19 protein-coding genes are annotated in these 22182 nt (G+C 70.1%); 6 read left to right on the top strand and 13 right to left on the bottom strand.

Features of this window, described 5'->3' with window-relative positions; all coding sequences use genetic code 11:
- Positions 1–33: 33 nt before the first annotated feature.
- Genes ACODT0_RS13780 through ACODT0_RS13755 form a run of 6 tightly spaced genes read left to right on the top strand, consistent with a single transcriptional unit; the run spans position 34 to position 6310 of the window.
- Positions 34–1629 (top strand): ABC transporter ATP-binding protein, encoded by a 1596-nt coding sequence (locus ACODT0_RS13780; RefSeq protein ID WP_489041507.1) that lies wholly within the window; start codon positions 34–36, stop codon positions 1627–1629.
- On the top strand, positions 1629–2693 hold the full coding sequence (locus ACODT0_RS13775) for an ABC transporter permease (RefSeq protein WP_172705451.1): 1065 nt from the start codon (positions 1629–1631) through the stop codon (positions 2691–2693). Before ACODT0_RS13780 ends, ACODT0_RS13775 begins: the two co-directional genes overlap by 1 nt.
- Entirely contained in the window at positions 2690–3613 is a 924-nt protein-coding gene (locus ACODT0_RS13770) for an ABC transporter permease (RefSeq protein ID WP_057594821.1), read from the top strand. The genes ACODT0_RS13775 and ACODT0_RS13770 overlap by 4 nt, the downstream gene beginning before the upstream one ends.
- Positions 3613–4068 carry a hypothetical protein gene (locus ACODT0_RS13765; protein ID WP_057594822.1) on the top strand — a complete coding sequence of 152 codons (456 nt, stop codon included), beginning with the start codon at positions 3613–3615 and terminating at the stop codon, positions 4066–4068. The genes ACODT0_RS13770 and ACODT0_RS13765 overlap by 1 nt, the downstream gene beginning before the upstream one ends.
- Before the next feature lie 59 nt (positions 4069–4127).
- Entirely contained in the window at positions 4128–5411 is a 1284-nt protein-coding gene (locus tag ACODT0_RS13760) for an amidohydrolase family protein (RefSeq protein WP_057594823.1), read from the top strand.
- A gap of 29 nt (positions 5412–5440) precedes the next feature.
- Positions 5441–6310: an alpha/beta hydrolase gene (locus ACODT0_RS13755; RefSeq protein ID WP_489041506.1), complete on the top strand. Its 870-nt coding sequence runs from the start codon at positions 5441–5443 to the stop codon at positions 6308–6310.
- Here the strand turns inward: ACODT0_RS13755 and ACODT0_RS13750 are convergent.
- From ACODT0_RS13750 to tssM, 13 genes are all read right to left on the bottom strand, one after another.
- Positions 6307–7161, bottom strand: coding sequence for an NAD-dependent protein deacetylase (locus ACODT0_RS13750; protein ID WP_489041505.1), 855 nt, complete (start codon positions 7159–7161; stop codon positions 6307–6309). The genes ACODT0_RS13755 and ACODT0_RS13750 overlap by 4 nt on opposite strands.
- Positions 7162–7265: 104 nt before the next feature.
- The gene (locus ACODT0_RS13745) at positions 7266–7799 is read right to left on the bottom strand and encodes a GNAT family N-acetyltransferase (RefSeq protein ID WP_489041504.1); all 534 of its coding nucleotides are present in this window, start codon (positions 7797–7799) and stop codon (positions 7266–7268) included.
- Between the two features lie 13 nt (positions 7800–7812).
- Positions 7813–8208, bottom strand: a complete 396-nt coding sequence (locus ACODT0_RS13740) for a DUF3574 domain-containing protein (RefSeq protein ID WP_489041503.1) — start codon at positions 8206–8208, stop codon at positions 7813–7815.
- Positions 8209–8296: 88 nt separating this feature from the next.
- On the bottom strand, positions 8297–9739 hold the full coding sequence (gene sbcB, locus ACODT0_RS13735; protein ID WP_489041502.1) for an exodeoxyribonuclease I: 1443 nt from the start codon (positions 9737–9739) through the stop codon (positions 8297–8299).
- Between the two features lie 46 nt (positions 9740–9785).
- Positions 9786–11231, bottom strand: a complete 1446-nt coding sequence (cls, locus tag ACODT0_RS13730; protein ID WP_489041501.1) for a cardiolipin synthase — start codon at positions 11229–11231, stop codon at positions 9786–9788.
- Between the two features lie 111 nt (positions 11232–11342).
- Positions 11343–13664: an ATP-dependent Clp protease ATP-binding subunit ClpA gene (clpA, locus tag ACODT0_RS13725; protein WP_057594828.1), complete on the bottom strand. Its 2322-nt coding sequence runs from the start codon at positions 13662–13664 to the stop codon at positions 11343–11345.
- Positions 13665–13732: 68 nt separating this feature from the next.
- Entirely contained in the window at positions 13733–14092 is a 360-nt protein-coding gene (gene clpS, locus ACODT0_RS13720) for an ATP-dependent Clp protease adapter ClpS (RefSeq protein ID WP_057594846.1), read from the bottom strand.
- Between the two features lie 134 nt (positions 14093–14226).
- Entirely contained in the window at positions 14227–14604 is a 378-nt protein-coding gene (locus ACODT0_RS13715) for a hypothetical protein (RefSeq protein ID WP_489041500.1), read from the bottom strand.
- Entirely contained in the window at positions 14586–15596 is a 1011-nt protein-coding gene (locus ACODT0_RS13710) for a type VI secretion system protein TssA (RefSeq protein ID WP_489041499.1), read from the bottom strand. The genes ACODT0_RS13715 and ACODT0_RS13710 overlap by 19 nt, the downstream gene beginning before the upstream one ends.
- Positions 15593–16687, bottom strand: coding sequence for a type VI secretion system baseplate subunit TssG (gene tssG, locus ACODT0_RS13705; protein ID WP_489041498.1), 1095 nt, complete (start codon positions 16685–16687; stop codon positions 15593–15595). The genes ACODT0_RS13710 and tssG overlap by 4 nt, the downstream gene beginning before the upstream one ends.
- The gene (locus ACODT0_RS13700) at positions 16684–17343 is read right to left on the bottom strand and encodes a TagK domain-containing protein (protein WP_489041553.1); all 660 of its coding nucleotides are present in this window, start codon (positions 17341–17343) and stop codon (positions 16684–16686) included. The genes tssG and ACODT0_RS13700 overlap by 4 nt, the downstream gene beginning before the upstream one ends.
- Before the next feature lie 14 nt (positions 17344–17357).
- Entirely contained in the window at positions 17358–18149 is a 792-nt protein-coding gene (locus ACODT0_RS13695) for a TagF domain-containing protein (protein WP_489041497.1), read from the bottom strand.
- Positions 18150–18153: 4 nt separating this feature from the next.
- Complete coding sequence (gene tssM, locus ACODT0_RS13690) at positions 18154–22176, bottom strand: type VI secretion system membrane subunit TssM (protein WP_489041496.1); 4023 nt, start codon at positions 22174–22176, stop codon at positions 18154–18156.
- Between the last annotated feature and the right edge of the window lie 6 nt (positions 22177–22182).

The raw sequence follows: 22182 nt of genomic DNA, 5'->3' as shown, positions 1-22182 counted from the left end.
GCGGGACCGACGCGGGGAAGGAACCAGAGATTCATGAGCAGCACGACCGTCCTTCGCCTCCAGGGCATCACCAAGCGCTTCGGCAGCCTGGTCGCCAACGATGCCATCTCCCTCGACCTGCGTGCCGGCGAAGTGCTGGCGCTGCTCGGCGAGAACGGTGCCGGCAAGTCGACGCTGATGTCGATCCTGTTCGGCCACTACGTCGCCGACGAAGGCCGCATCGAGGTCTTCGGCGCGCCGCTCGCACCGGGCAACCCCAAGGCCGCGCTGGCCGCGGGCGTCGGCATGGTGCACCAGCACTTCACGCTGGCCGACAACCTCAGCGTGCTCGACAACGTGACCATGGGCACCGAGCCGCTGTGGCGCCCGCTGTCGCGCCGCGCGGCCGCGCGCGCCCGGCTGCTCGAGGTGGCGCAGCGCTTCGGGCTGCCGGTGCGGCCCGAGGCGACCATCGGCAGCCTCTCGGTGGGCGAGCGCCAGCGGGTCGAAATCCTCAAGGCGCTGTACCGCGGCGCGCGCATCCTGATCCTCGACGAACCCACCGCCGTGCTCACGCCGCAGGAGAGCGAGGCGCTGTTCGCCACGCTCTCGCAGATGGTGGCGCAAGGCCTGTCGGTGATCTTCATCAGCCACAAGCTCGGCGAGGTGCTGCGCGTGTCGCACCGCGTGGCCGTGCTGCGCGGCGGCAAGCTGGTGGCCGAGGCGGCCACGGCCGGCACGACGCAGACGCAGCTCGCGCTGTGGATGGTCGGGCACGCGGTCGAGGCGCCCCGGCGCCGGCCCGCGAAGTCGGTCGGCGACGCGGTCTGCGTGCTCGACCGCGTGAGCACCGCGGCTTCGAAGAGCGGCGGCCAGGACCGGCTGCGCGAGGTCTCGCTGACGCTGCGCGCGGGCGAGATCACCGCGATCGCGGGCGTCTCGGGCAACGGGCAGGTGGCGCTGGCCGAGTTGCTGTGCGGCACCCGCCGCGCCACCGCGGGCCGCGCGCAGCTCATGGGCCGCGCCCTGCCGCCCTCGCCCGCGCGGCTGGTGCAGCGCGGCGTGGCGCGCATTCCCGAGGACCGGCATGCGGTCGGCGTGGTCGGCGACCTGCCGGTGTGGGAGAACGCGGTGTCGGAGCGGCTGCGCAGCCCGGTGTTCTCGCGCGGCGCGATGTTCGTGAAGCGCGCGGCCGCGCGACTGCATGCGCGCCGCATCGAGCAGGCCTTCGACGTGCGCGGTGCCGGCCTGATGGCGCCGGCGCGCTCGCTGTCGGGCGGCAACATGCAGAAGCTGATCCTCGGCCGCGCCCTGCTGCCGCCCGAGCAGCCCGAGCCCGGCCGCGACGAGGAACGCAGGTACCCGACCCAGGCCCCGCGCCTGATCGTGGCGCACCAGCCGACCTGGGGCCTGGACATCGGCGCCGTGGCCTATGTGCAGCAGCAGCTGATCGCCGCGCGCGATGCCGGCGCGGCCGTGCTCGTGATCTCGGACGACCTCGACGAGGTGCTGGCGCTCGGTGACCGCGTGGCGGTGATGCACGGCGGCCACCTCGGCGAGGCGCGCGCCGCCTCGGCCTGGACGCGCGAGGCGATCGGCCTGGCGATGGCCGGTGCCACCGCCTCCACCGCGAAGGAGGCCACGCCATGATGCGGCTCGAACGACGCCACCAGGCCTCGCGCACCGCGCTGGTCCTGGCGCCCATCGGCGCGGTCGCCTTCACGCTCGCGATCAGCGCGCTGCTGGTGCTGTGGGCCGGCGCGCCCGTGGGCCGCACCTACGCCCTGCTGCTGCAGGGCGGCTTCGGCTCGGTGTTCGCCTGGAGCGAGACCCTCACGCGCGCGATCCCGCTGATCCTCACCGGGCTGGCCGCCACGGTCGCGTTCAAGGCGCGGCTGTTCAACATCGGCGCCGAGGGGCAGCTCTACGCGGGTGCGCTGGCCGCGGTCGCCGTGGGCGGCATGCATGGCGGCACCGGCTTCGAGCTCTCGCCCTGGCTGCTGTTTCCGCTGATGATGCTGGCCGCCGCCGTGGCCGGCGCGCTGATGCTGCTGGGCCCGGCGCTGATGAAGAACAGGCTCGGCGTCGACGAGGTCGTGACCACGCTGCTGATCAACTTCATCGTGCTGCTGGGCGTGTCGGCGCTGCTCGACGGGCCGATGAAGGACCCGACCGCCATGGGCTGGCCGCAGAGCGTGTCGCTGCAGTCGGACCTGGAGCTCGGCAAGCTGATCGCCCAGACGCGCGTCCACACGGGGTTGCTGTGGGCCGTGTCGCTCGCGGTGATGGTGTGGGCGGTCTTCAAATACACGGTGCTGGGCTTCGACATCCGCGCCGTCGGCGCCAATGCGCGCGCCGCCGCCTTCGCCGGCGTGCCGGTGACGCGCACCGTGGTCTCGGTGGCGCTGCTGTCGGGCGCACTGGCGGGGCTGGCGGGCGCGATCGAGGTCGCGGGCCGCACGAGTTACGTCACGCTCGACATGTCGCCCGGCTATGGCTACACCGGCATCGTGATCGCGATGCTGGCCGGCCTGCATCCGCTGGGCGTGATCGCGGCCGGCGTGTTCGTCGCCGGCGTGCTGGTCGGCGCCGACACCATGAGCCGCGCCGTCGGCGTGCCGACCTACATCGCCGACGTGATCGTCGCGGCCTCGCTGATCGCGGTGCTGGTGGCGACCCTGCTGACCCAGTACCGCGTGCGGAGGAGCCGATGACCGAGCTGCTCGACATCCTCGCCAACCCGGCCTTCTGGGTCGCGGTGCTGCGCATCGCCACGCCGCTGATCCTCGGCACGCTCGGCGTGCTGCTGTGCGAGCGCGCCGGCGTGCTCAACCTCGGCATCGAGGGGATCATGGTCGCGGGCGCCTTCACCGGCTGGCTCGCGGTGTACCTGGGCGCGCCGCTGTGGGCGGGCGTGGGCATCGCGGCGCTCACGGGCGCCGTGTTCGGGCTGCTGCATGCCTTCCTGACCGTGGGCCTGGCGCTCTCGCAGCACGTGTCGGGGCTGGGCATCACCATGCTCGCGACCGCGCTGAGCTACTTCGGCTACCGCGTGAGCTTCCCGAAGGTCAACACGCCGCCGACCATCGTGCCCTTCGCGCCCATGGAGTGGCTGCACATCCCGGTGCTGGGCGCCCAGACGCCGCTGACCCTGCTCGCGCTGGCGCTGGTGCCCGCGGTGGCCTGGCTGCTCTACCGCACGCCGCTGGGCCTGGCGCTGCGCATGGTCGGCGAGAACCCGCAGGCGGCCGAGAGCCAGGGCGTGTCGGTCGCGGCCACGCGCACCGGCGCCATCGTGGCCGGCTCGGCGCTGATGGGCGTGGCGGGCGCCTTCCTCACGCTGTCGGCCTTCAACGCCTTCTTCTTCAACATGGTCAACGGCCGCGGCTGGATCTGCGTCGCGCTGGTGGTGTTCGCTTCGTGGCGGCCTGGCAAGGCCCTGCTGGGTGCGCTGCTGTTCGCTTTCTTCGACGCGCTTCAGCTTCGTTTGCAACAATCGGGCGACGCCTTCCTGCCCTACCAGCTGTACCTGATGCTGCCCTACCTGCTGTCGATCCTCGCCCTGGTGCTCGTGGCCCGCAAGGCCAGCTATCCGCAGGCGCTGATGAAGCCCTACCGCAAGGGGGAGCGCTGATGACCGCGACCGGCCTGCGCGCGGCCTGTCTCGCTGCGCTGCTGGTACTCGGCGGCCCTGGCGCCCATGCGCTGGGCAGCGACTACGGCTACGACAGCTTCAAGACGCCCGACGCCGTCACCTGGGTCCAGCTCTGCGGCGCCTGGGGACCGAACCACCAGGGCACCTACCGCGTGGTGCACGCCGAACAGTACGCGCAGTCCTTCCTCTACGTGCAGTGGATGGCGCGCGACGCCAACGGCAGCCTGCAGGCCGCGCACACGGTGGCCATTGCCGAGCTCGACAACGACCATGCCGAGATCGCGCTCAGCGACCTGACCTGCCGCGCCACGCCGCGCGGCATCGTGCTCACGGCCAAGGCCGACTCGGGGCACGACGACAAGCTGCGGCGCGTGACCATCGAGGTCGGCCCGGCACCGGGCCAGTACCGTTTCCGGCCGCAGCGCACGCGCTGAGATCGGCCGGCCGGCCACGCCAGGCCGAATCTCCCCACAACGATCCGCAAGCCCGCACGATGCTCGACCTCCTCCTCACCAACGCCACCCTCCCCGACGGCCGCACCGGCATGTCGATCGCCGTGCAGGACGGCCGCATCGCCGAAGTCACGGCCGGCCTGGCCGCGCCGGCGCACGACACGCTCGATGCCGCCGGCCAGCTGGTCGCGCCGCATTTCGTCGACCCGCATTTCCACATGGACGCCACGCTGAGCTACGGCCTGCCGCGCGTCAACCAGAGCGGCACCTTGCTCGAGGGCATCGCGCTGTGGGGCGAGCTCAAGCCGCTGTTGACGGCCGAGGCGCTGATCGAGCGCGCGCTGGCCTACTGCGACTGGGCGGTGGCCAAGGGGCTGCTCGCGGTGCGCTCGCATGTGGACACCAGCGATGCCAGCCTGCTGGCGGTCGATGCGCTGCTCGAGGTCAAGCGCCGCGTGGCGCCCTACCTCGACCTGCAGCTGGTGGCCTTTCCGCAGGACGGCGCGCTGCGCATCCCGGGCGGGCTCGAGAACATCGAGCGCGCACTCGACAAGGGCGTGGACGTGGTCGGCGGCATTCCGCACTTCGAGCGCACCATGGCCGACGGCGCGGCCAGCGTGAAGCGGCTGTGCGAGATCGCGGCCGAGCGCGGCAAGCTGGTCGACATGCACTGCGACGAGTCCGACGACCCGCTCTCGCGCCACATCGAGACCCTGGCCTTCGAGACGCAGCGCCTGGGGCTGCAGGGCCGGGTCACGGGCTCGCACTGCACCTCGATGCATTCGATGGACAACTACTACGTGAGCAAGCTGCTGCCGCTGATCGCCGAGGCCGGCGTGAGCGTGGTGTCGAACCCGTTGATCAACATCACGCTGCAGGGCCGCCACGACAGCTATCCCAAGCGCCGCGGCATGACGCGCGTGCCCGAGCTGCTGGCCGCCGGCGTCAACGTCGCCTTCGGCCACGACTGCGTGATGGACCCCTGGTACGGCATGGGCTCGGGCGACATGCTCGAGGTGGCGCACATGGGCCTGCACGTGGCGCAGATGACCAGCCAGGCCGGCATCCGCCAGTGCTTCGAGGCCGTGACCACCAACGCCGCGCGCGTGATGCACCTCGAGAACTACGGCCTCGAGGCCGGCCGCGATGCGAGCTTCGTGCTGCTGCAGGCACGCGATCCGGTCGAGGCGATCCGGCTGCGCGCCACGCGCCTGAAGGTGTTCCGCAAGGGCCGGCTGCTGGCCGAGACGCCGGCGGCGACGGCCGCGCTGCACCTGCCGGGCCGTGGCGACGCGACGAGCTGGATGCTCGCGAAGAAGGCCTGAGTCCTGGCGCCGGCAACGCACACGCCGCGATGAAACGCCTCGTGCCCCGCGTGCTCGTGCTGCTGCTGGCGGCGGCATGCGCGGCACCGCTGCCGGCCGCGGCGCCACCCGAATCGACGGCCGCGTCGCCCGCGGCAGGGGTGCGCCGCATCGCCGACCTGCCCTACGGCCCCGATCCGCGCCAGCGCATGGACGCCTACCTGCCGGCCAACGCCGAAGCCGCCCCGGTGCTCGTGATGGTCCATGGCGGCGCCTGGATGTTCGGCGACAAGGCGGCGGCCTCGGTCGTCGGCCCCAAGGTCGAGCACTGGGTGCGCGAACGGGGCTTCGTGCTGGTGTCGGTCGGCTACCGCTTCGTGCCGCAGGTCGACGTGGCGCAGCAGGCGCAGGACGTGGCGCGCGCGCTGGCGGCCGTGCAGTCGCAGGCGCCGTCCTGGGGCGGCGATCCGGCCCGCGTGGTGCTCATGGGCCACTCGGCCGGCGCGCACCTGGTCGCGCTGCTCGCTGCCTCCGCGCCGCTCGCGCGGCAAGAGGGCGTGCGGCCCTGGCTCGGCACGGTCGCGCTCGACAGCGCCGCGCTCGACACGGCGGCGCTGATGCAGCGGCCTCACCTGCGCTTCTACGACCGCGTGTTCGGCGCCGACCCCGCTTTCTGGCGCCGCGTGTCGCCGACCGACCAGCTCGCGCCGGGCACGGCACCGCTGCTGCTCGTGTGCTCGACGCAGCGGCGCGACGGTTCCTGCGCGCAGGCCCGCGCGTTCGCCGACCGGGTGGCCGCGAGCGGCGGCCGCGCCGAGTTGCTGCCGCAGGACCTGTCGCATGGAGAGATCGATGCGGAACTCGGCCTGCCGGGTGGCTACACCTCGGCGGTGGACGGCTTCATCCGCTCGCTGCGTTAGCTGGCTCGCCAAGCCGCGCGCGGTTCGGGCGCCAGCGCCTCGGCCAGGGCCGCCAGCGACTCGCCCACCGGCCGCTCGACCTTGAGCGCCAGCAGCGCGTCGGCCCGCGTGCGTCCGAGATTCACCGCCGCCACCGGCTTGCCGGCCGCCGCGGCCGCCTGCACGAAGCGGAAGCCCGAATAGACCATCAGCGAGGAGCCCGCGACCAGCACCGCATCGGCGGCCTCGAGTGCCGCAAAGGCGGCGGCGACACGCTCCCTCGGCACGCTCTCGCCGAAGAACACCACATCGGGCTTGAGCAGGCCGCCGCAATGGGCACAGGCCGGCACGTCGAAGGCCGAGAAATCGTGGCCCTCGAGGTCGGCGTCGCCGTCGGGCGCCGCGCGCGCCTCGAGCGCGGCCCAGCGCGGGTTGCGCGCGCGCAGCTCGCGCTGCAGCTGCGCGCGCGGCTGGCGGCGTTCGCAGCCCATGCAGCGCACGGTGTCGATGCGCCCGTGCAGGTCGATGGTGGCGCGGCTGCCGGCGGCCTCGTGCAGGCCATCGACGTTCTGGGTCAGCAGCAGGCCGACGCGGCCCGTGGCCTCGAGCCGTGCCAGCGCCAGGTGCGCGGCCGCGGGGCGGGCCAGCGCCATGGTCGGCCAACCGATCAGGCTGCGCGCCCAATAGCGGCGCCGTGTCGCCTCCTCGCCCATGAAGGCCTGGTAGGTCACGGGCGCGGGCCGCTTCCATTCGCCGCGCGCATCGCGATAGTCGGGGATGCCCGACTCGGTGCTGCAGCCAGCGCCGGTCAGCACGAACAGCTTGCGGTGGCGCGTGGCGAAATCGGCGAGCGCAGCGGCGGTGGCATTCATGCGGGGAGCATACGGGGGCGGGCCCGGGGACGCGCGCCCGGGGGAAATCAGGACCGCCGTTGCGGCCGCAATGGTGCCGCTCGGCGCTCGACCTGCCCCGGGCTTCAGCCCCGCGCCTGGCCGGGCTGCAGCAAGTCGCACCACATGTGCACCTTGCCCAGCAGTTGGCCATCGAGCGCGATCGCCAGCGGCTCGACGCCGAAGGGCCGGAAGCCGCAGCGTTCGTAGAGCCGCTGGGCGGCGTCGTTGCCCTCGGTCACGGTGAGCTGCACCAGGCGCAGGCCCGGCCGCTGGCGCGCATGGTCCAGCAGCGCCAGCACCAGCCGGCGGCCGAAGCCCGCCTGCCGGGCCGATTCGGCCACCGACATGCCGAACAGCGTCGCCTTGTGCCGCGCGCGCTCGCGCCGCTCGAAGCTCAGACCGGCCGCGCCGACCAGCCCGCTGGCGTCGAAGGCGCCATAGACCACGTCGGCCGTGTCATCGCCGGACGCCAGCCGCTCCTCCCAGAAACGCAGCGGCAAGGCGCCGCGCTCGGCCACCGTCGAGGTGAAGGCGCGGGGATGCCGCTCGTAGGCATCGAGCATGCGCGCGCGATAGGCCACGGCGTCGGCCGGCACCAGCCGCCGGACGATATCCATCTCGGAGTTCTGTTCAGAACCGGACACAGACAGCCTGCCTTTCCTGCAGCACGGCCTCCTGCGCGAAGGCCTGGCGGTAGGCCGCGATGACCCGGGCGATGGCCGCGTCGGCCTTGTCGTCGCGCGGATGCAGCAGCACCACGATCTTCGAGGGCTCGCGCACCACCGCGCCCGCCTCGCCGCGCCACTGGCCCACGGCGTCGATGACGGTGAGCCCTTGCGGGAAGGCCGGGGTCACGGTGCCGTCGAGGAAGCGCAGCCACTCGGCTTCGGAGACCTGGCCGCCGGTGGGGATGGCGCGGCCGAAATAGAGGGTGTCGCGCTCGAAGGGCGAGAGGCCTGGGGCGCAGGCCGCTGCACCTGGCGATGCGGGGAACGAGCCGCATCCCGCCAGAGACAGCGCCAGCATCGCGGCTGCGAGCCCGCGTGGGAATCGTCGCGTCGACGGCATCGGCATCGGCATCGGCATCGGCATCGGCATGAACGATCCCGCAGGTTCAACGCGACGGCGCGATCGCGTCCGCGTAGTCGTAGAGCGCGCCCAGCAGTTCCTCGCCCTGCTCGTCCACCGTCTCCGACAGCGCATCGATCTCTGCGAACAGCCCCTCGACCGTGCGGGCACCGCCCTCGCCGTCGAACAGCTTCGCCACGCGGTGTTCTTCCCAGCGCTGCGCCTCTTCCTCGCTCAGCGTCTCGGGCCAGTTGCGCGCGCGGTAGCGGAACACGATCTCCTCGAGCCGCCCGTCGTCGAAACCGGTGCGGTCCCTCGCGAGTTCGGCCGGCGAGAGCGCGCGCAGTTGGTTGAGCCGGCGCCGGTCGCCGTTGCCGACGAAACCACCGTACAGGTCTTCGTCGACATCGGGCGCATCCTCCTTCGGCCGTTCGTAGACCCTGGCCCAGATCGCGCTCATGTCGGGCAGGTCGCGCGCGATGGCGGCATGGCGCATGGCCGCCTCGAGATCGATGCTCCAGCGCTCGGCCATGGGCGCCGCCAGCGTGCGCAGGTTGCCCACCACCATCGGCGACTTGTTGAGGTGCACGCCCTTGATCGGCAGCCGCACCACGCCCTCGGGCAATTCGGCGGCGCGCGTGAACATGCGCAGGCGCACGGTGTCGGCGTCGAGGTCGCGCAGTTCGCTCGGGTCGTGCGCGAGGTCCCAGGCCAGCAGCTCGTTCTTGTTGGTGGGATGGCTGGCCAGCGGCCACATCACGGCCAGGCAGCCGCGCTCGGCCGGGAACATGCCCGAGACGTGCAGGAAGGGCTTCGCGGTCTCGCGCACCGCCGGCAGGCCGAGCTCGGTGGCCACGCGGTCCTTGCGGTGCAGCGCGAAGGCGAAATCGAACAGCTTGGGCTGCGCGTTGCGGATCAGCCGCGCCAGCGCGATGGTGGCGCGCACGTCCGACAGCGCATCGTGCGCCGACTCGTGCAGCAGGCCGTTGGCCTTGGCGAGGTCCTCGAGCTTGAAGCTGGCGCTGCCGTCCTCCTTCTTCGGCCACTGGATGCCGTCGGGCCGCAACGCATAGGTCAGGCGCACCACGTCGAGCAGGTCCCAGCGGCCGCATTCGTTCTGCCACTCGCGCGCATAGGGATCGATGAGGTTGCGCCAGAACAGGAAGCGCGTGACCTCGTCGTCGAAGCGGATGGTGTTGTAGCCCACGCCGATGGTGCCGGGCTGCGAGAAGGCGCGCTCGATCTGCGCCGCGAACTCGTGCTCGGGCAGGCCGCGTTCGAGGCACAGCTGCGGCGTGATGCCTGTGATCAGCGTGGCCTCGGGACTCGGCAGGTAGTCGGGCGCGGGCTTGCAATAGATCATCAGCGGCTCGCCGATCTCGTTGAGCGCCGCGTCGGTGCGGATGGCGGCGAACTGCGAGGGCCGGTCGCGGCGCGGCACGGCGCCGAAGGTTTCGTAGTCGTGCCAGAGGAAGGTTTGAGCGGTCATGTCGTTGTGGGAAAGCGAAAGCGGATACCGGGTGCGGCGCCCGGCCTCAGAGCAGCGGCGACGACAGCCGCGCGATCGAGTCGCCGAGCCGTTGCCAGAAGGGCTGCGGCCGATGCGCGCGCACCGCGGCCGAGCTGTGCAGGTCGGTCTCGAACTGCGCCGCCAGCGGCCGGGTCAGCGCGGGACCATAGACCACCGCGCAGACCTCGAAGTTGAGGCGGAAGCTGCGGTTGTCGAAATTCGCGGTGCCGATCATCGCGCAGTCCTCGTCGACCACCAGCGTCTTGGAGTGCAGCATGCGCGCCTTGTACTCCCACACCTTCACGCCCGCGGCGATCAGCTCGTCGAAGTAGGAGCGCGCGGCGGCGCTCACGATGGCCGAGTCGCTGCGCCGCGGCACCAGCAGCCGCACGTCGACACCGCGCAGCGCGGCGCTGGTGAGCGCCATCAGCGCAGGCTCGCCGGGCACGAAGTACGGCGTGGTGAGCCAGGCGCGATGGTTGGCGTTGTGGATCGCCTCGACGTGCATGCGGTGGATGGCCTCGAGCGTGTTGTCGGGCCCGCTGGTGACGATCTGCACCGGGATCTCGCCGGCCTCCACCTTCGGCAGCATAGCATCGAGCCCGTCGCCGAAGCTGTGCAGGTCCTCGCCGGTGGCATAGGTCCAGTCCTCCATGAAGGTGGTCTGCAGCCAGCGCACCGCGCTGCCTTCCACGCGCAGGTGCACGTCGTGGTAGGCGTCGGGACGCGTGCGCTTGTCCTCCTCGTCGGTGATGTTCACGCCACCGGTGAAGCCCACGCGGCCGTCGCACACCACGATCTTGCGGTGGGTGCGGTAGTTGGTCACGGGACGCAGGCGGCGGCCGATCTTGGTGTCGTGGAACAGCGCCACCTGCACGCCCGCGGCCAGCATCGGCGCCATGAACTTGCGGCCGATGCGCTTGGAGCCCAGCGCGTCGATCAGCAGGCGCACCTTCACGCCCTCGCCCGCGCGCGTCACCAGCAGGTCGCGCAGCGCGGTGCCGATGGTGTCGGGCTCGAAGATGTAGTACTCGAGATGCACATGGTCGCGTGCCGCGCGCACCGCCTCGAAGATCGCGTCGAAGGTGCGCGCCCCGCCCGAGAGCAGCTCGACGCCGGTGGCGCTCGATACCGGGATGCCGCAGGTCGCGGTGCCCAGCCGCGCCATCTGCTGCAGCGCCGGCGGCGCATGCTCGGCCGCGTCGCGCAACCGCGCGAGGTCGGCCTGCGCGTTGGCGTTTGCGCGGGTGCGCAGGCGCTTGAGCCGCTGCTTGCGCAGGCGCTGCGGCCCGAGGAAGTAGTAGATGACGAATCCCGCGAACGGCAGCAGCGCCAGCGACAGGATCCAGCTCATCGTCGACACCGGTGCGCGCTTCTGCATCACGATCCAGACCGACAGCACGGCGATGTAGCCGCTCCATGCCAGGGAGAGGCCGGTTTTCCATTCGGGACTGAGTTCGGGGAGGATCAAGGCGAGGGGCGGACCGATAAAAAGAAAAAGGCCGGCAGCGCGATGCTACCGGCCTTTGGAGGCGGTTCCGCGGCCTCGCCGGCCACGGAATGCCCAGTTCCTTCGCTTGTCTTAACCGGCCGCGGCCTCTTCCGCTTCGGGCTTCGACTTGCCTTCCTTCTTCGGCAGCGGCTGGATGTCGAGCAGCACCTCGTCCTTCTCGTCGAGGTCGACTTCCAGGCGCCCGCCTTCGGTCAGGCGGCCGAACAGCAGTTCGTCGGCCAGTGCGCGACGGATCGTGTCCTGGATCAGGCGCTGCATCGGCCGTGCGCCCATCAGCGGATCGAAGCCCTTCTTCGCCAGGTGCTTGCGCAGCTTGTCGGTGAAGGTGACCTCGACCTTCTTCTCGGCCAGCTGCGTTTCGAGCTGCAGCAGGAACTTGTCGACCACGCGCAGGATGATCTGCTCGTCGAGCGCCTTGAAGTTGACGATGGCATCCAGCCGGTTGCGGAACTCGGGCGAGAACAGGCGCTTGATGTCGCCCATCTCGTCGCCGGCCTGCCGCGGGTTGGTGAAGCCGATGGTCGCCTTGTTCATGGTCTCGGCACCCGCGTTCGTCGTCATGATGATGATGACGTTGCGGAAGTCGGCCTTGCGCCCGTTGTTGTCGGTCAGCGTGCCATGGTCCATGACCTGCAGCAGCACGTTGAAGATGTCCGGATGCGCCTTCTCGATCTCGTCGAGCAGCAGCACCGCGTGCGGCTTCTTCGTGACGGCTTCGGTCAGCAGGCCGCCCTGGTCGAAACCGACGTAGCCCGGAGGCGCGCCGATCAGGCGGCTCACCGCATGACGCTCCATGTACTCCGACATGTCGAAGCGGATCAGCTCGATGCCCATGATGTAGGCGAGCTGCTTGGCCGCTTCGGTCTTGCCGACGCCCGTGGGACCCGAGAACAGGAACGAGCCGATCGGCTTGTCGCCCTTGCCCAGGCCCGAGCGCGCCATCTTGACGGCCGAGGCCAGCACCTCGAGCGCCTTGTCCTGGCCGAACACCACGCTCTTGAGGTCGCGCTCGATCGTCTGCAGCTTGCTGCGGTCGTCGTTGCTGACGTTGGCCGGGGGAATGCGCGCGATCTTCGCGACGATTTCCTCGACCTCGGTCTTGCTGATGGTCTTCTTGCGCTTGCTCGCCGGCAGGATGCGCTGGGCCGCGCCCGCTTCGTCGATGACGTCGATCGCCTTGTCGGGCAGGTGACGGTCATTGATGTACTTGGCGCTCAGCTCGGCCGCGGCCTGCAATGCGGCCACCGCGTACTTCACGCCATGGTGCTCCTCGAAGCGCGACTTCAGACCCTTGAGGATGTCGACGGTTTCCTGCACCGAGGGCTCGACCACGTCGACCTTCTGGAAACGACGCGACAGGGCCGCGTCCTTCTCGAAGATGCCGCGGTACTCGGTGAAGGTGGTCGCGCCGATGCACTTGAGCTGGCCGCTCGAGAGCGCCGGCTTGAGCAGGTTCGACGCGTCGAGCGTGCCGCCCGAGGCCGCGCCGGCGCCGATCAGCGTGTGGATCTCGTCGATGAACAGGATCGCGTTCGGCTTGTCCTTGAGCGACTTGAGCACGCCCTTCAAGCGCTGCTCGAAGTCGCCGCGGTACTTGGTGCCCGCGAGCAGCGCGCCCATGTCGAGCGAGAACACGTTCGACTCGGCCAGGATCTCGGGCACGTCGCCCTGCGTGATGCGCCATGCCAGGCCTTCGGCGATCGCGGTCTTGCCCACGCCGGCCTCGCCGACCAGCAGCGGGTTGTTCTTGCGCCGGCGGCACAGGATCTGGATCACGCGCTCGACCTCGTACTCGCGGCCGATCAGCGGATCGATCTTGCCGTCCTTGGCCATCTGGTTGAGGTTCTGCGTGAACTGTTCGAGCGGCGAGGCCTTCTCGTTCTTCTCGCCGCCGCCCTCTTCGTTCTCGTTCGACGAGGCTTCGCTGTTGCCCTTGACGGCTTCCGGCGGATCGCTCTTCTTGATGCCGTGGGCGATGAAGTTCACCACGTCGAGGCGGGTCACGCCCTGCTGGTGCAGGTAGTAGACCGCGTGCGAATCCTTCTCGCCGAAGATCGCGACCAGCACGTTGGCGCCGGTGACTTCCTTCTTGCCGTTGCCGGTGGACTGCACGTGCATGATGGCGCGCTGGATCACGCGCTGGAAGCCCAGCGTGGGCTGGGTGTCCACATCGTCGGTACCCGCCACCTGGGGCGTGTTGTCCTTGATGAAGTTGGTGAGCGACGCCCGCAGGTCGTCGACGTTGGCCGAGCATGCGCGCAGGACTTCCGCGGCGCTCGGGTTGTCCAGCAAAGCGAGCAGCAAATGCTCCACGGTGATGAACTCGTGGCGCTGTTGCCGGGCCTCGACGAAGGCCATGTGCAAGCTGACTTCCAGTTCCTGGGCAATCATGTGATTTCCTTTTTGCCTTGCTGTAAATAAGTTCTCAGATGGGTTGGAGCTTGCCTAAATCAACAGGTTCATTCCACGGGTTCGCTGACACATTGCAAAGGGTGCCCCGCCTGCTTGGCGGCTTCCATCACCTGGTTGACCTTGGTGGCCGCCATGTCGCGGGAATAGACCCCACAGACGCCGCGGCCATCGAGGTGGATCTTGAGCATGATCTGGGTGGCGCTTTCGCGGTCCTTGCTGAAGTACTCCTGCAAGACGACGACCACGAACTCCATGGGCGTGTAGTCGTCGTTGAGCATGACCACCTGGTACATCTGGGGTGGCGCCGTTTTCTGCGGACGCCGCTCGAGGACGACCGAATCTCCGTCGTCTCGCGCCGGCTTGCGCACCGGTGGAGCGGGAGGGGTCGAAGGAATTCTCGTTGCCATGAAAAAGATTCTATAGAGCGTGCAAGCGCCGTGCCGGCTCGGGAAAAGCTGGTGGCGAGAATTCGACAAATCAAGAGGCTTGCGCCTCATCCGCCGCCAAAAATCCTTTTCAACGGATTTTGACGATGTCGCGCTCAGATATTCCGCAGATCAGGCTTTCGGGGACCCGGCAATTTGCGCCTTTGGGCACGTTCGGCGGCCGGCAGTTCCGCCGGAAGCGCGTCGATTTCCTCGTCGCTGAGGTCGAGCAGCCCGCGTTCCGGTCGTTCCGGTCGTTCCGGCGGCGGTACGGGCGGTGCGGCCTCGGCCAGCCGCGGAATCCGGGAAACCCGGGCTGCCGGGCGTTCGGCCACGGTTACATCGGGCCGGGCGGGTTGCCGCGAGACCCGTGGCGCCTTGCGTCCCGCTCGCAGGATCAGCCATGCGGACAGTCCGCCGCCGAGCCAGCCAATGGCGAGGATGCCCGCGAGCAGCCATGCCGGCGGGAGCCGGTTCACTTCGCGGCGCCCCATTTCTGCAGCAGTTCCTGTGGAATCGCACCGGCCACCTCCGCGAAGGGCCTTCCGACCAGGCTCTCAGCCTGGCGCAGCAGCAGCACGACCGGGGTGCTCGGCTCATGGACCTCGAACCAGGCCCGCACGGCCCGGATGGCGTTCAGCGCGTCATCCCGCGAGGTGGGCCGCTGATGCGCGGCCGCGTCAGCGAGAGGCGCGACCGTCACCGACGAGGTACGCCGGCCAGGAGCTTCATGGGCAGCGACGTCATTGGAGAGGTGAAAGGGGCTCAGCAGCCGTTGCAGCGGATGCGGTTCGGGCGCCTCGCCAGCGAGTTGTGCCCTGCTCCACCGCACGATGCGCTGAACCGAGCACGCTGCGCTCGCCAGGCGATTCAGCGGCGCCCCCGGATCCGAGCCCGACACGCGCCGCAGTTCGGACAGTTGCCTTCCCACGGAATCCCGCAACGATGCCCCGCCCGCCGCATGCAGCGCCCGATCGACATCGCGCACGGTCAGGCGCGCGGCCGAACCGGCATGCACGACGATCTCGCGGACGTCTCCGACCAGGCCGTCCGGATCGGCCAGGGCTGCCAGGGCGTTCGTGCGCACCGTCGGATCGTCCTCGCCCTCGATCACGCGCTGCGGATGCACGGCGTCCGGCCAACGGGCGAGGACCGCGGCCAGCACCGCGAGCCCCTGCGCCAAACCGGTGGCGCCCGCCAGCCGCGTGCGCGCCCGGCACAGCCAGACCAGCAGATGGATGTCGCGCGTGCGCGCCAGCAGGCGCACGCAGTCCCGCTCGACGTCACCCCAGTTCGGTGCCTCCGCAAGCCCGATGAAATCGCCGTATTGCGCTTCGGCCCGCGGCAGCATGCGCGAACGCAGCACCGCATGGTCCGGGTCGTACTCGAGGCTGGGGCCGCAGGGCGCCGTGGGACTGACCGGCGACAGCCACTGGGCTCCCCAGTCGTCGACGAGGTCGCCGGAAACCGCGGGCCCCGGATTCATGGCGACTCCGCGGTGCCCATGTACCGCTCGGGCTCGAACACCATGCCGACCGTGTAATCCCCGCAGGCTGCCTCGTCCCCGCCCAGCCAGGTCGACCACCCCAGCCGGCGCAGCGCCTCGAGGCGCGCGGGCGGCCTGCTGTCGCGACGGATCCGCAGTTCGACATCCCAGGCGAATTCATGGCCGACAAAGGCGCGGACCCACTCGACTAGCAGCGGCAGGTCGCAGCCCTGCGGGGTCAGGCGCAGATAGCGCTCGAGCGTCAGCGGGCCGAGCACCAGCCGGAACCGGCCCTGCCGGTCGGCAACCACCTCGCCCGCCACGGCGCCCGCCCCCATCACGCTCGGGGCGCTGGTGCTTCCCAGCCGGCTTCGCTCCTCGGGCGCGATGCAGATCCAATGCGGCATGAACTCCCGCAGCCGAACCGGGATGGCGAAGAAATGCGCCAGCGTGCCCGCCAGGCCATCGGGATGGCGCGTCTCCCGGCCCAGGTGCGGGGCCGCGGCCAGCCGTGCGTGCGACGGCAGCACCGAATCGAGGATCTCGCCCGGATCGTGACCGGTCAGGCGCGCGATATAGCGGCTGAAACGCTCGTCCCCGCGGCGATCCAGCCCCTCGGTCGACTGGCTCTGCGCCCAGGCCCGGTAGATGTGCGTGAGGTAGCGGTGATGGAACAGATCGAGAAAGTCCGCGAGGGTGCTGTCGCCCGCGTTCTCCATGCGGTCGCGCACGATCTCGGTGAAATGCAATGGCAGCGGTCCGTTCGATCCGAGCATGCCCAGCCCGTACAGCCGGATCAGCGGCCGCGACGGGTCGTTGCCACCTCGGTGCGCGGCGGATTGCGACGGCATCGCGATCTCGGCGATTTCGCGCGGCGCGAAGGCCAGGGCCGCGGCCTGCCCCAGGCGAAAGGCTTCCTGCCGCGGGCGCGCCGCCAACCCGATCGGCGGCTGGTCGGGCCTGGCGGCGGCAAGCCGGCGCAACAACGCGAAGAAGCCGAACCTCCAGGGCGCATGGCTGGCCGCGTCGAGCATCTCGGCCATCTGCCGCGCCACGGTGCCGGCGCCGGCGCCGGGGAGTTCCTCGTTCATGCCGTGGAATCCCCGTGGCCGCCCACGCGTGCGCCGATGCGGACCGGGCTGTCGGTCGCCATGTCGTGGTGCTCGCGCCGCGTCAGCCCGGGCAGCGCCCCGCCGGCATGTCGAACGAGTTCGGGAGCGAATGCCGAGAGCACTTCCGCGGGCTGCCCGGGTGCCAGCAGATCGGGACCATCCAGCCGGTCGAAGCCTTCGATCACCCGATCGATGCTGTCGCGGGCACGAAAAATGTCCAGTGGCGAGGAAAAGCGGGCGCCCTGTGCATTCAACTGTGCCCATGTCGGCGCGGCGCTCCCGCCCGGCTCCGCGAGGCACTGCGAGCCGGCCCGGCCAGCCAGCGCGCCGGGATCGCGGACCACGCGCACGAACTCTTCGTGCCACTGCTCGAACAGCGCGCAGCGCCCCCTCGCCCCGTCGATGGAGGAATCCCGGTCGTCACGCACCGACAGCGACCGGGAAGGCCGCGGCACCGGAGGGCCTTCGTGCAGCAACGAGGTCACGACATCCGCGCGCCGACGGTGCCGCGCGCCCGCGATGTCGAGCAGGCCGAAGGGGTCTGCCTCTGCCTCGCGATGCGGCAAGTGCTTGCGCGGCGGCGGATCCCACGGCTCGGGGGCCGACGCGGCGTCGAACGCACCGCGATCTGCCACGGCCAAAGACCGCCTCATGGCAGCACGCCCCAGGTGGCCTGCAACCGATGGCTCGCATCGACGAAACGTCCCTCGGCGTCCTGTTGCCAGAAAGCGCTGCCGGCATGCGCGCTCCAGGTCCGGTCCGGCCAGTCGGACCAGGGCAGGAAGCGAACGCCACGCACATGCGCGACAGGATCGATCGCCGGCCTCGGTGCCGTCCATCGATCGATCACTGCCTGCATCCGATGGCCTGAGGGGTCGTCGCGGCCACTGGCATTCGCGAAGGCGGGGCCCGGCGGCAGGCCTGGCGTGCCGCCAGCGCGCGACTGCTCGTCCCACAGCGCCCGGACCGCGATCGCCAGCGTCCGGATGTTCGCCGGCGAGGCCGCCGCCAGATGGCGCCCAAGCATCCGGGCCAGCCAGAACTGCCAGTCTCGCGGCTGCGCCGCATGGCTTTCGAAGTGGCGCCGGATCCAGCTCGGCCTTGCCGCCTGATAGACGACCAGCGGATGGCGGTGTCCGAGGCTGTCGCCCGAGGTCGCGATGACACCGAGAACGCATTGCCGCCGGGCGAACGGCAAGGTTCCGGGCGGCAACACGAAGGCCACCGGCAACCCCGGCCGCCGCTCCGCGCCCGACAGGGACTGCCCGCCCTTGTCCCCCGCGGACAAGGTGCATCGGCGCGCTTCTTGCGCGAGCCAGGCCCGCCAGGCCTCGATCTCTCCCTGTCCCGTTCCGAAGCGGACGAAGTCCGCATGACCGGACAACTTGCCCCAGATGGCGGGCGGTGTCACCTGCCACGACGCGATCAGTTCGCCGAACATCGGATCACCCCATGCGCCCGGGGCAGCGAAACCCCTTGAGCAGATCGCTGTTGAACGGATGCGGCTGACTGCCGGAACCGATGTCGAGCAGCGCGCGCCGTCCGTCGAACTGGAATTCGACGCTCGTGCGTCCCGGAGTCGCCGTGCTCACGAGACGGCCCTTGTCCAGCAGTCGCAACAGCGCCCAGGGCCCGCTGGCGCCCACGGTCGAGGTCGGCCCCGACACCCGCGGATTCGCGCTCAGTTCCGCCATCGATCCACCGCGCGGACCGGGCCAGTGGATGGAAAGCGCCTGCACCGGCCCATGGACATAGCGCTGGCCTTGCCCATCGATGTCGATGCCGAGGTCGGTGATGCTGGGCTCGAGCTCGAGTACCTTCAGCTCCAGCTTCCACCCGAGCTTCCTGCCATCTGCCTCGCGAAAGAAGAGATCGCGGATCTGCCGTGCCCGGTCAAAGGCCTCGAGGTTCGGACCGCCGAGCGCCATCAGCTTGAGCAGCTCTCCCGCCAGCGTGGGCCCGGTGGTCCCCGTTGCGACCACGGGTGCCGCCTGGCCCGCAGGGACCTCGAGACTCGCAAAGCTCCCCGGATCCTTGTAGCGCCAGGGACGCACGCTGGTATCGACAAGGGCCGCCAAGTGCTTTACGAAGAACTCGTCGGCCGCCCCTCCCACGGCGAACATCAGCGTGAAGTCCTCGATGGAGGCATCCTGCACGGTCGCCGCCAGCGGGTAGCGGCCTTCCACGCCACGCCGGCAAGGCTCGCCGACCTGCTGCGCCATCAACCCCATGAGACGATCGAACTGGAGCTGCGCCTGGCCACGCAGGATTGCGGTCGCTCCCTGCACCACCTTGCTGCCGCCGCTCGTGGCCAGCGCGGTCAACACTTCGCGAAAAGGCGCCGGCAGCTTCCCGGCTTCGAGCAGCAGGCGCGCACCGACCTCGGCACCACCGGGCGGCAGGCTTTGGGCGCTCAAGGCCGTGTCGGCCACCACCAGCAGCGTGTAGAACTCGTTGATCAGGCCGGTGACGGCTTCGAGCCCCGGCTTCGCGATACCCGCCGTGCCACCCGGTAGCGCGCCCACGTCGGGCTGCCCGGTGACCAGTTCGCGCAGCGCGGCAAAACGGTCGTCCACGATCTGCCGTTCCATCCGCTCCTCGGCGCGAATGCCGAGGCGACGCCCCATCGCTTCGGTCTGCCGACTCATCTGTTCGGCAGCCTTGTCGAGCAATCCCCTGGTCTCTTGCGCCGGAACCATCAACGGGCGCGACAAGGTGGTTTCGCGTGCGGCGGCGCGCGCGAGCCGACTCAGCGGCGAGTCGAGGGCAGCAAGCTGCCGCAGCACACCGAGGTCGAAGCCCAGGTTCGTGGCGGCTGCGTCGCTGCCGCCGACCGGGCGCACCGAAGCAAGAAAGTGCTCCCAGTGCTTGGCGTACTCCTCGAGGTAGCGGCGCCGGATGTCGGCCAGCCGCGGGTCGCCCTGTGCATCGCGCGCCGAGCCTTCGATCGAGGAAGCGGCCCCTCGCCCCATGACCCAGCCATCGTCATCGAACGCACGCGCAGCGAACTCCGGCAGGCGCTTGTCGAAGACCTCGTGATAGCCGTCGTAGGTGAAGAGGCCCGGCACGCCTTGATCGAGCGGCAACCCGCCGTCGCGCGAGAAGACGGCTCCGGCCTGCGGCCCGACCGCTCGAATCAGCGTGAAGGCTTGCGGCGCCTCCGCTTCCATCGCCGCCTTCGCGCGCTCGTAGATCCGCTGGGTCGACGCCTGCGTGCCGAGAAAATCCTGCGCCGCGCGCACCAGCGCCGCATCGGCCAGTGCATCCACTTCGAGCGCGCGTTCGCCCGAAAAGAGCGCTACCGCATGCTCGACCACCGCGGCCCGGCCGCCGAATGCGGTGGCGCCGCCGGACAGTTCCCAGTCCCCGAGCACCCAGTCGCGCACCTCGGCCGCGCCGCCCTTCATGTAGCGCGACCGGTCGAACAGCAGCTTGTAGGCGCGCAAGGCGTCATAGGCCGCCTTCGCATCGCCCTCCTTCACGCGCTGCGACAACACGGCCTCCATGCGCCGCACGATGGCGGGCAGCAAGGTGCGGTTCTGCAGGCGGGCATAGGTCTCGCCGGCCGCCGCCAGCACGCCGGGTGCGGCATAGAGCCCGTAGAGATAGGCACCGCCCGGGTCGTCGAGATCCAGCCCGGGTTGACTGGGCAGTTCGCGCGCGGCGTTCAATGCATCGGGAACGTCGGTGGTCCTGAGGCCGTCGAACAACGAGCGCACCTGCAGCGACAGTGCATTCGTTCGTTGGCTCGCCGCCTCGAGATAGCGCTGGTTGTTGCCGAAACTCAGCGCCAACGCACCGGCCAGCCAGACGAACAGCACGATCACCAGCGCGTGCCCCAGGATTCGCATGAGCCTGAAACGGAACTCCCAGCGCAGGTTCGGGCGCACCAGGTGCGCTTCGGGAATGATCACCCGGGCCAGCACTCCCTGGATGAAGAAGCCTTGCTGGCCACGCGCCGCCTCCGGGTCGGCGTGTTCCTGCGACGCGCAGGCCGAAGGCACGTCGCGGGTTTCTGCGAGCCGCCGGCGCATCCGTTGCAGCAGCGTCGCGCCATCCGCCGGCAATTCGGCGCCCGCTTGCGCGCCGCTCGTGAAATAGACGCCGCGAAGCGCCTCGCGGTTCTGCGTGTCGTCGAACCGGGACGAGAGGAAGACCTGCTCCAGCAAAGGCAGCAATCGCGACGACAGTCCCGCCAGCTCGCGCGGCAGCGCGAAGAGGCGGCGTCGGCGCTCGACGTCGAACTCCTCGTTCAAGCGGGCATGAAGGCCGGCCTCGATCCGCTGCTGGAGCAGCTCGAACTCGGCACGAACCCGTGGGTGCAAGCCCTCCCCCTCCGGTGCCGGGCTGCCGCGGGAATCGAGGCGCCCCTTCAGCGCGAGCGGCAAGGTGAAACCCCAGGGCTGGGCGCGGCTGTCGCTCGTGAGCGAATGGAAGTACTCGCGGAAGCCGCGCAACCGGTCGATCTGGGTCACGATCACATAGACCGGAAAGCGGATGCCCAGCACTTGGCGAAGCTCGGCCAGTCGATCGCGCACCAGTGCCGCATGCTCGGATCGTTCGGCATCGCCCTGGGCGAGCAGCTCGGCCACGCTCAGCACGACGATCACGCCGTTGATCGGCGCGCGCACGCGATGCGAGCGAAGCAGGCCAAGAAAGCCGCGCCACTCGGCGGGATCGCAGGCGGCATGGCCGCGCTGGGTGGTGTAGCGGCCCGCGGTGTCGATGAACACCGCCTCGTTCGCGATCCACCAATCGCAGTGCAACGTTTCGGCCGGAGCATCGGACAGCATCGTCCGGCTCTCAAGCCCCCATTGGCGCGCCAGCGGAAACTGGAGCCCCGAATGGCGCAGAACTGTCGTCTTGCCGACGCCGGGGCTCCCGAGGACCATGTACCACGGCAGTTCGTACAGGTGACGCTTGCCATCCAGCATCCGGTGCAGGCGGCCGAAGCCGCGCATTTTCCGCAGTGCCGCCACGGCCGCCTGAATCCCGGCGGCCACGCGCCTGAGTTCTTCCTTCGCGGCCTCGTGTTCCTGGGGCAACGCCTTGCGAAACAGGAACCTGGCGAGCAGGTCGTCGTTGCTGCGCAAGGCCTGCCAGAGGCGGAAGCAGCCGTAGAGGGCGTAGAGCGACAGGACCGCGACCAGGAGCGCGATGCGCGTTCCAATCGGCGCGAGCGGCCTGGCCTCCCCGATCGCCAGGGTCGGTCCCGCATGCCATATGAGAAGGCACAGTGCCCCGACGCCGACGAGGCTGTAAGGGCCCGAGGCCAGCCAGAGGATGCCGAGCAGCAGCAACAGCACGATCAGCGCGAGCCGCACTTCGCGCGAAGCCATGGGGCGCACGCCGCTCAGGGCCAGCAGGTCGCCCGTGAACCAGATGATGCAGGCGGCCAACACGACGGCCAGCAGCGCCAGGAATGGCCGCGACACCATGAATGCGCCCGCTTGTTTGAGGTATGGCATGGATCC

The organism is Variovorax sp. FG153 (assembly GCF_057809595.1).
The sequence above is the reverse complement of the archived record's forward strand: the minus strand, read 5'-3'. Positions and strand labels throughout refer to the sequence as shown.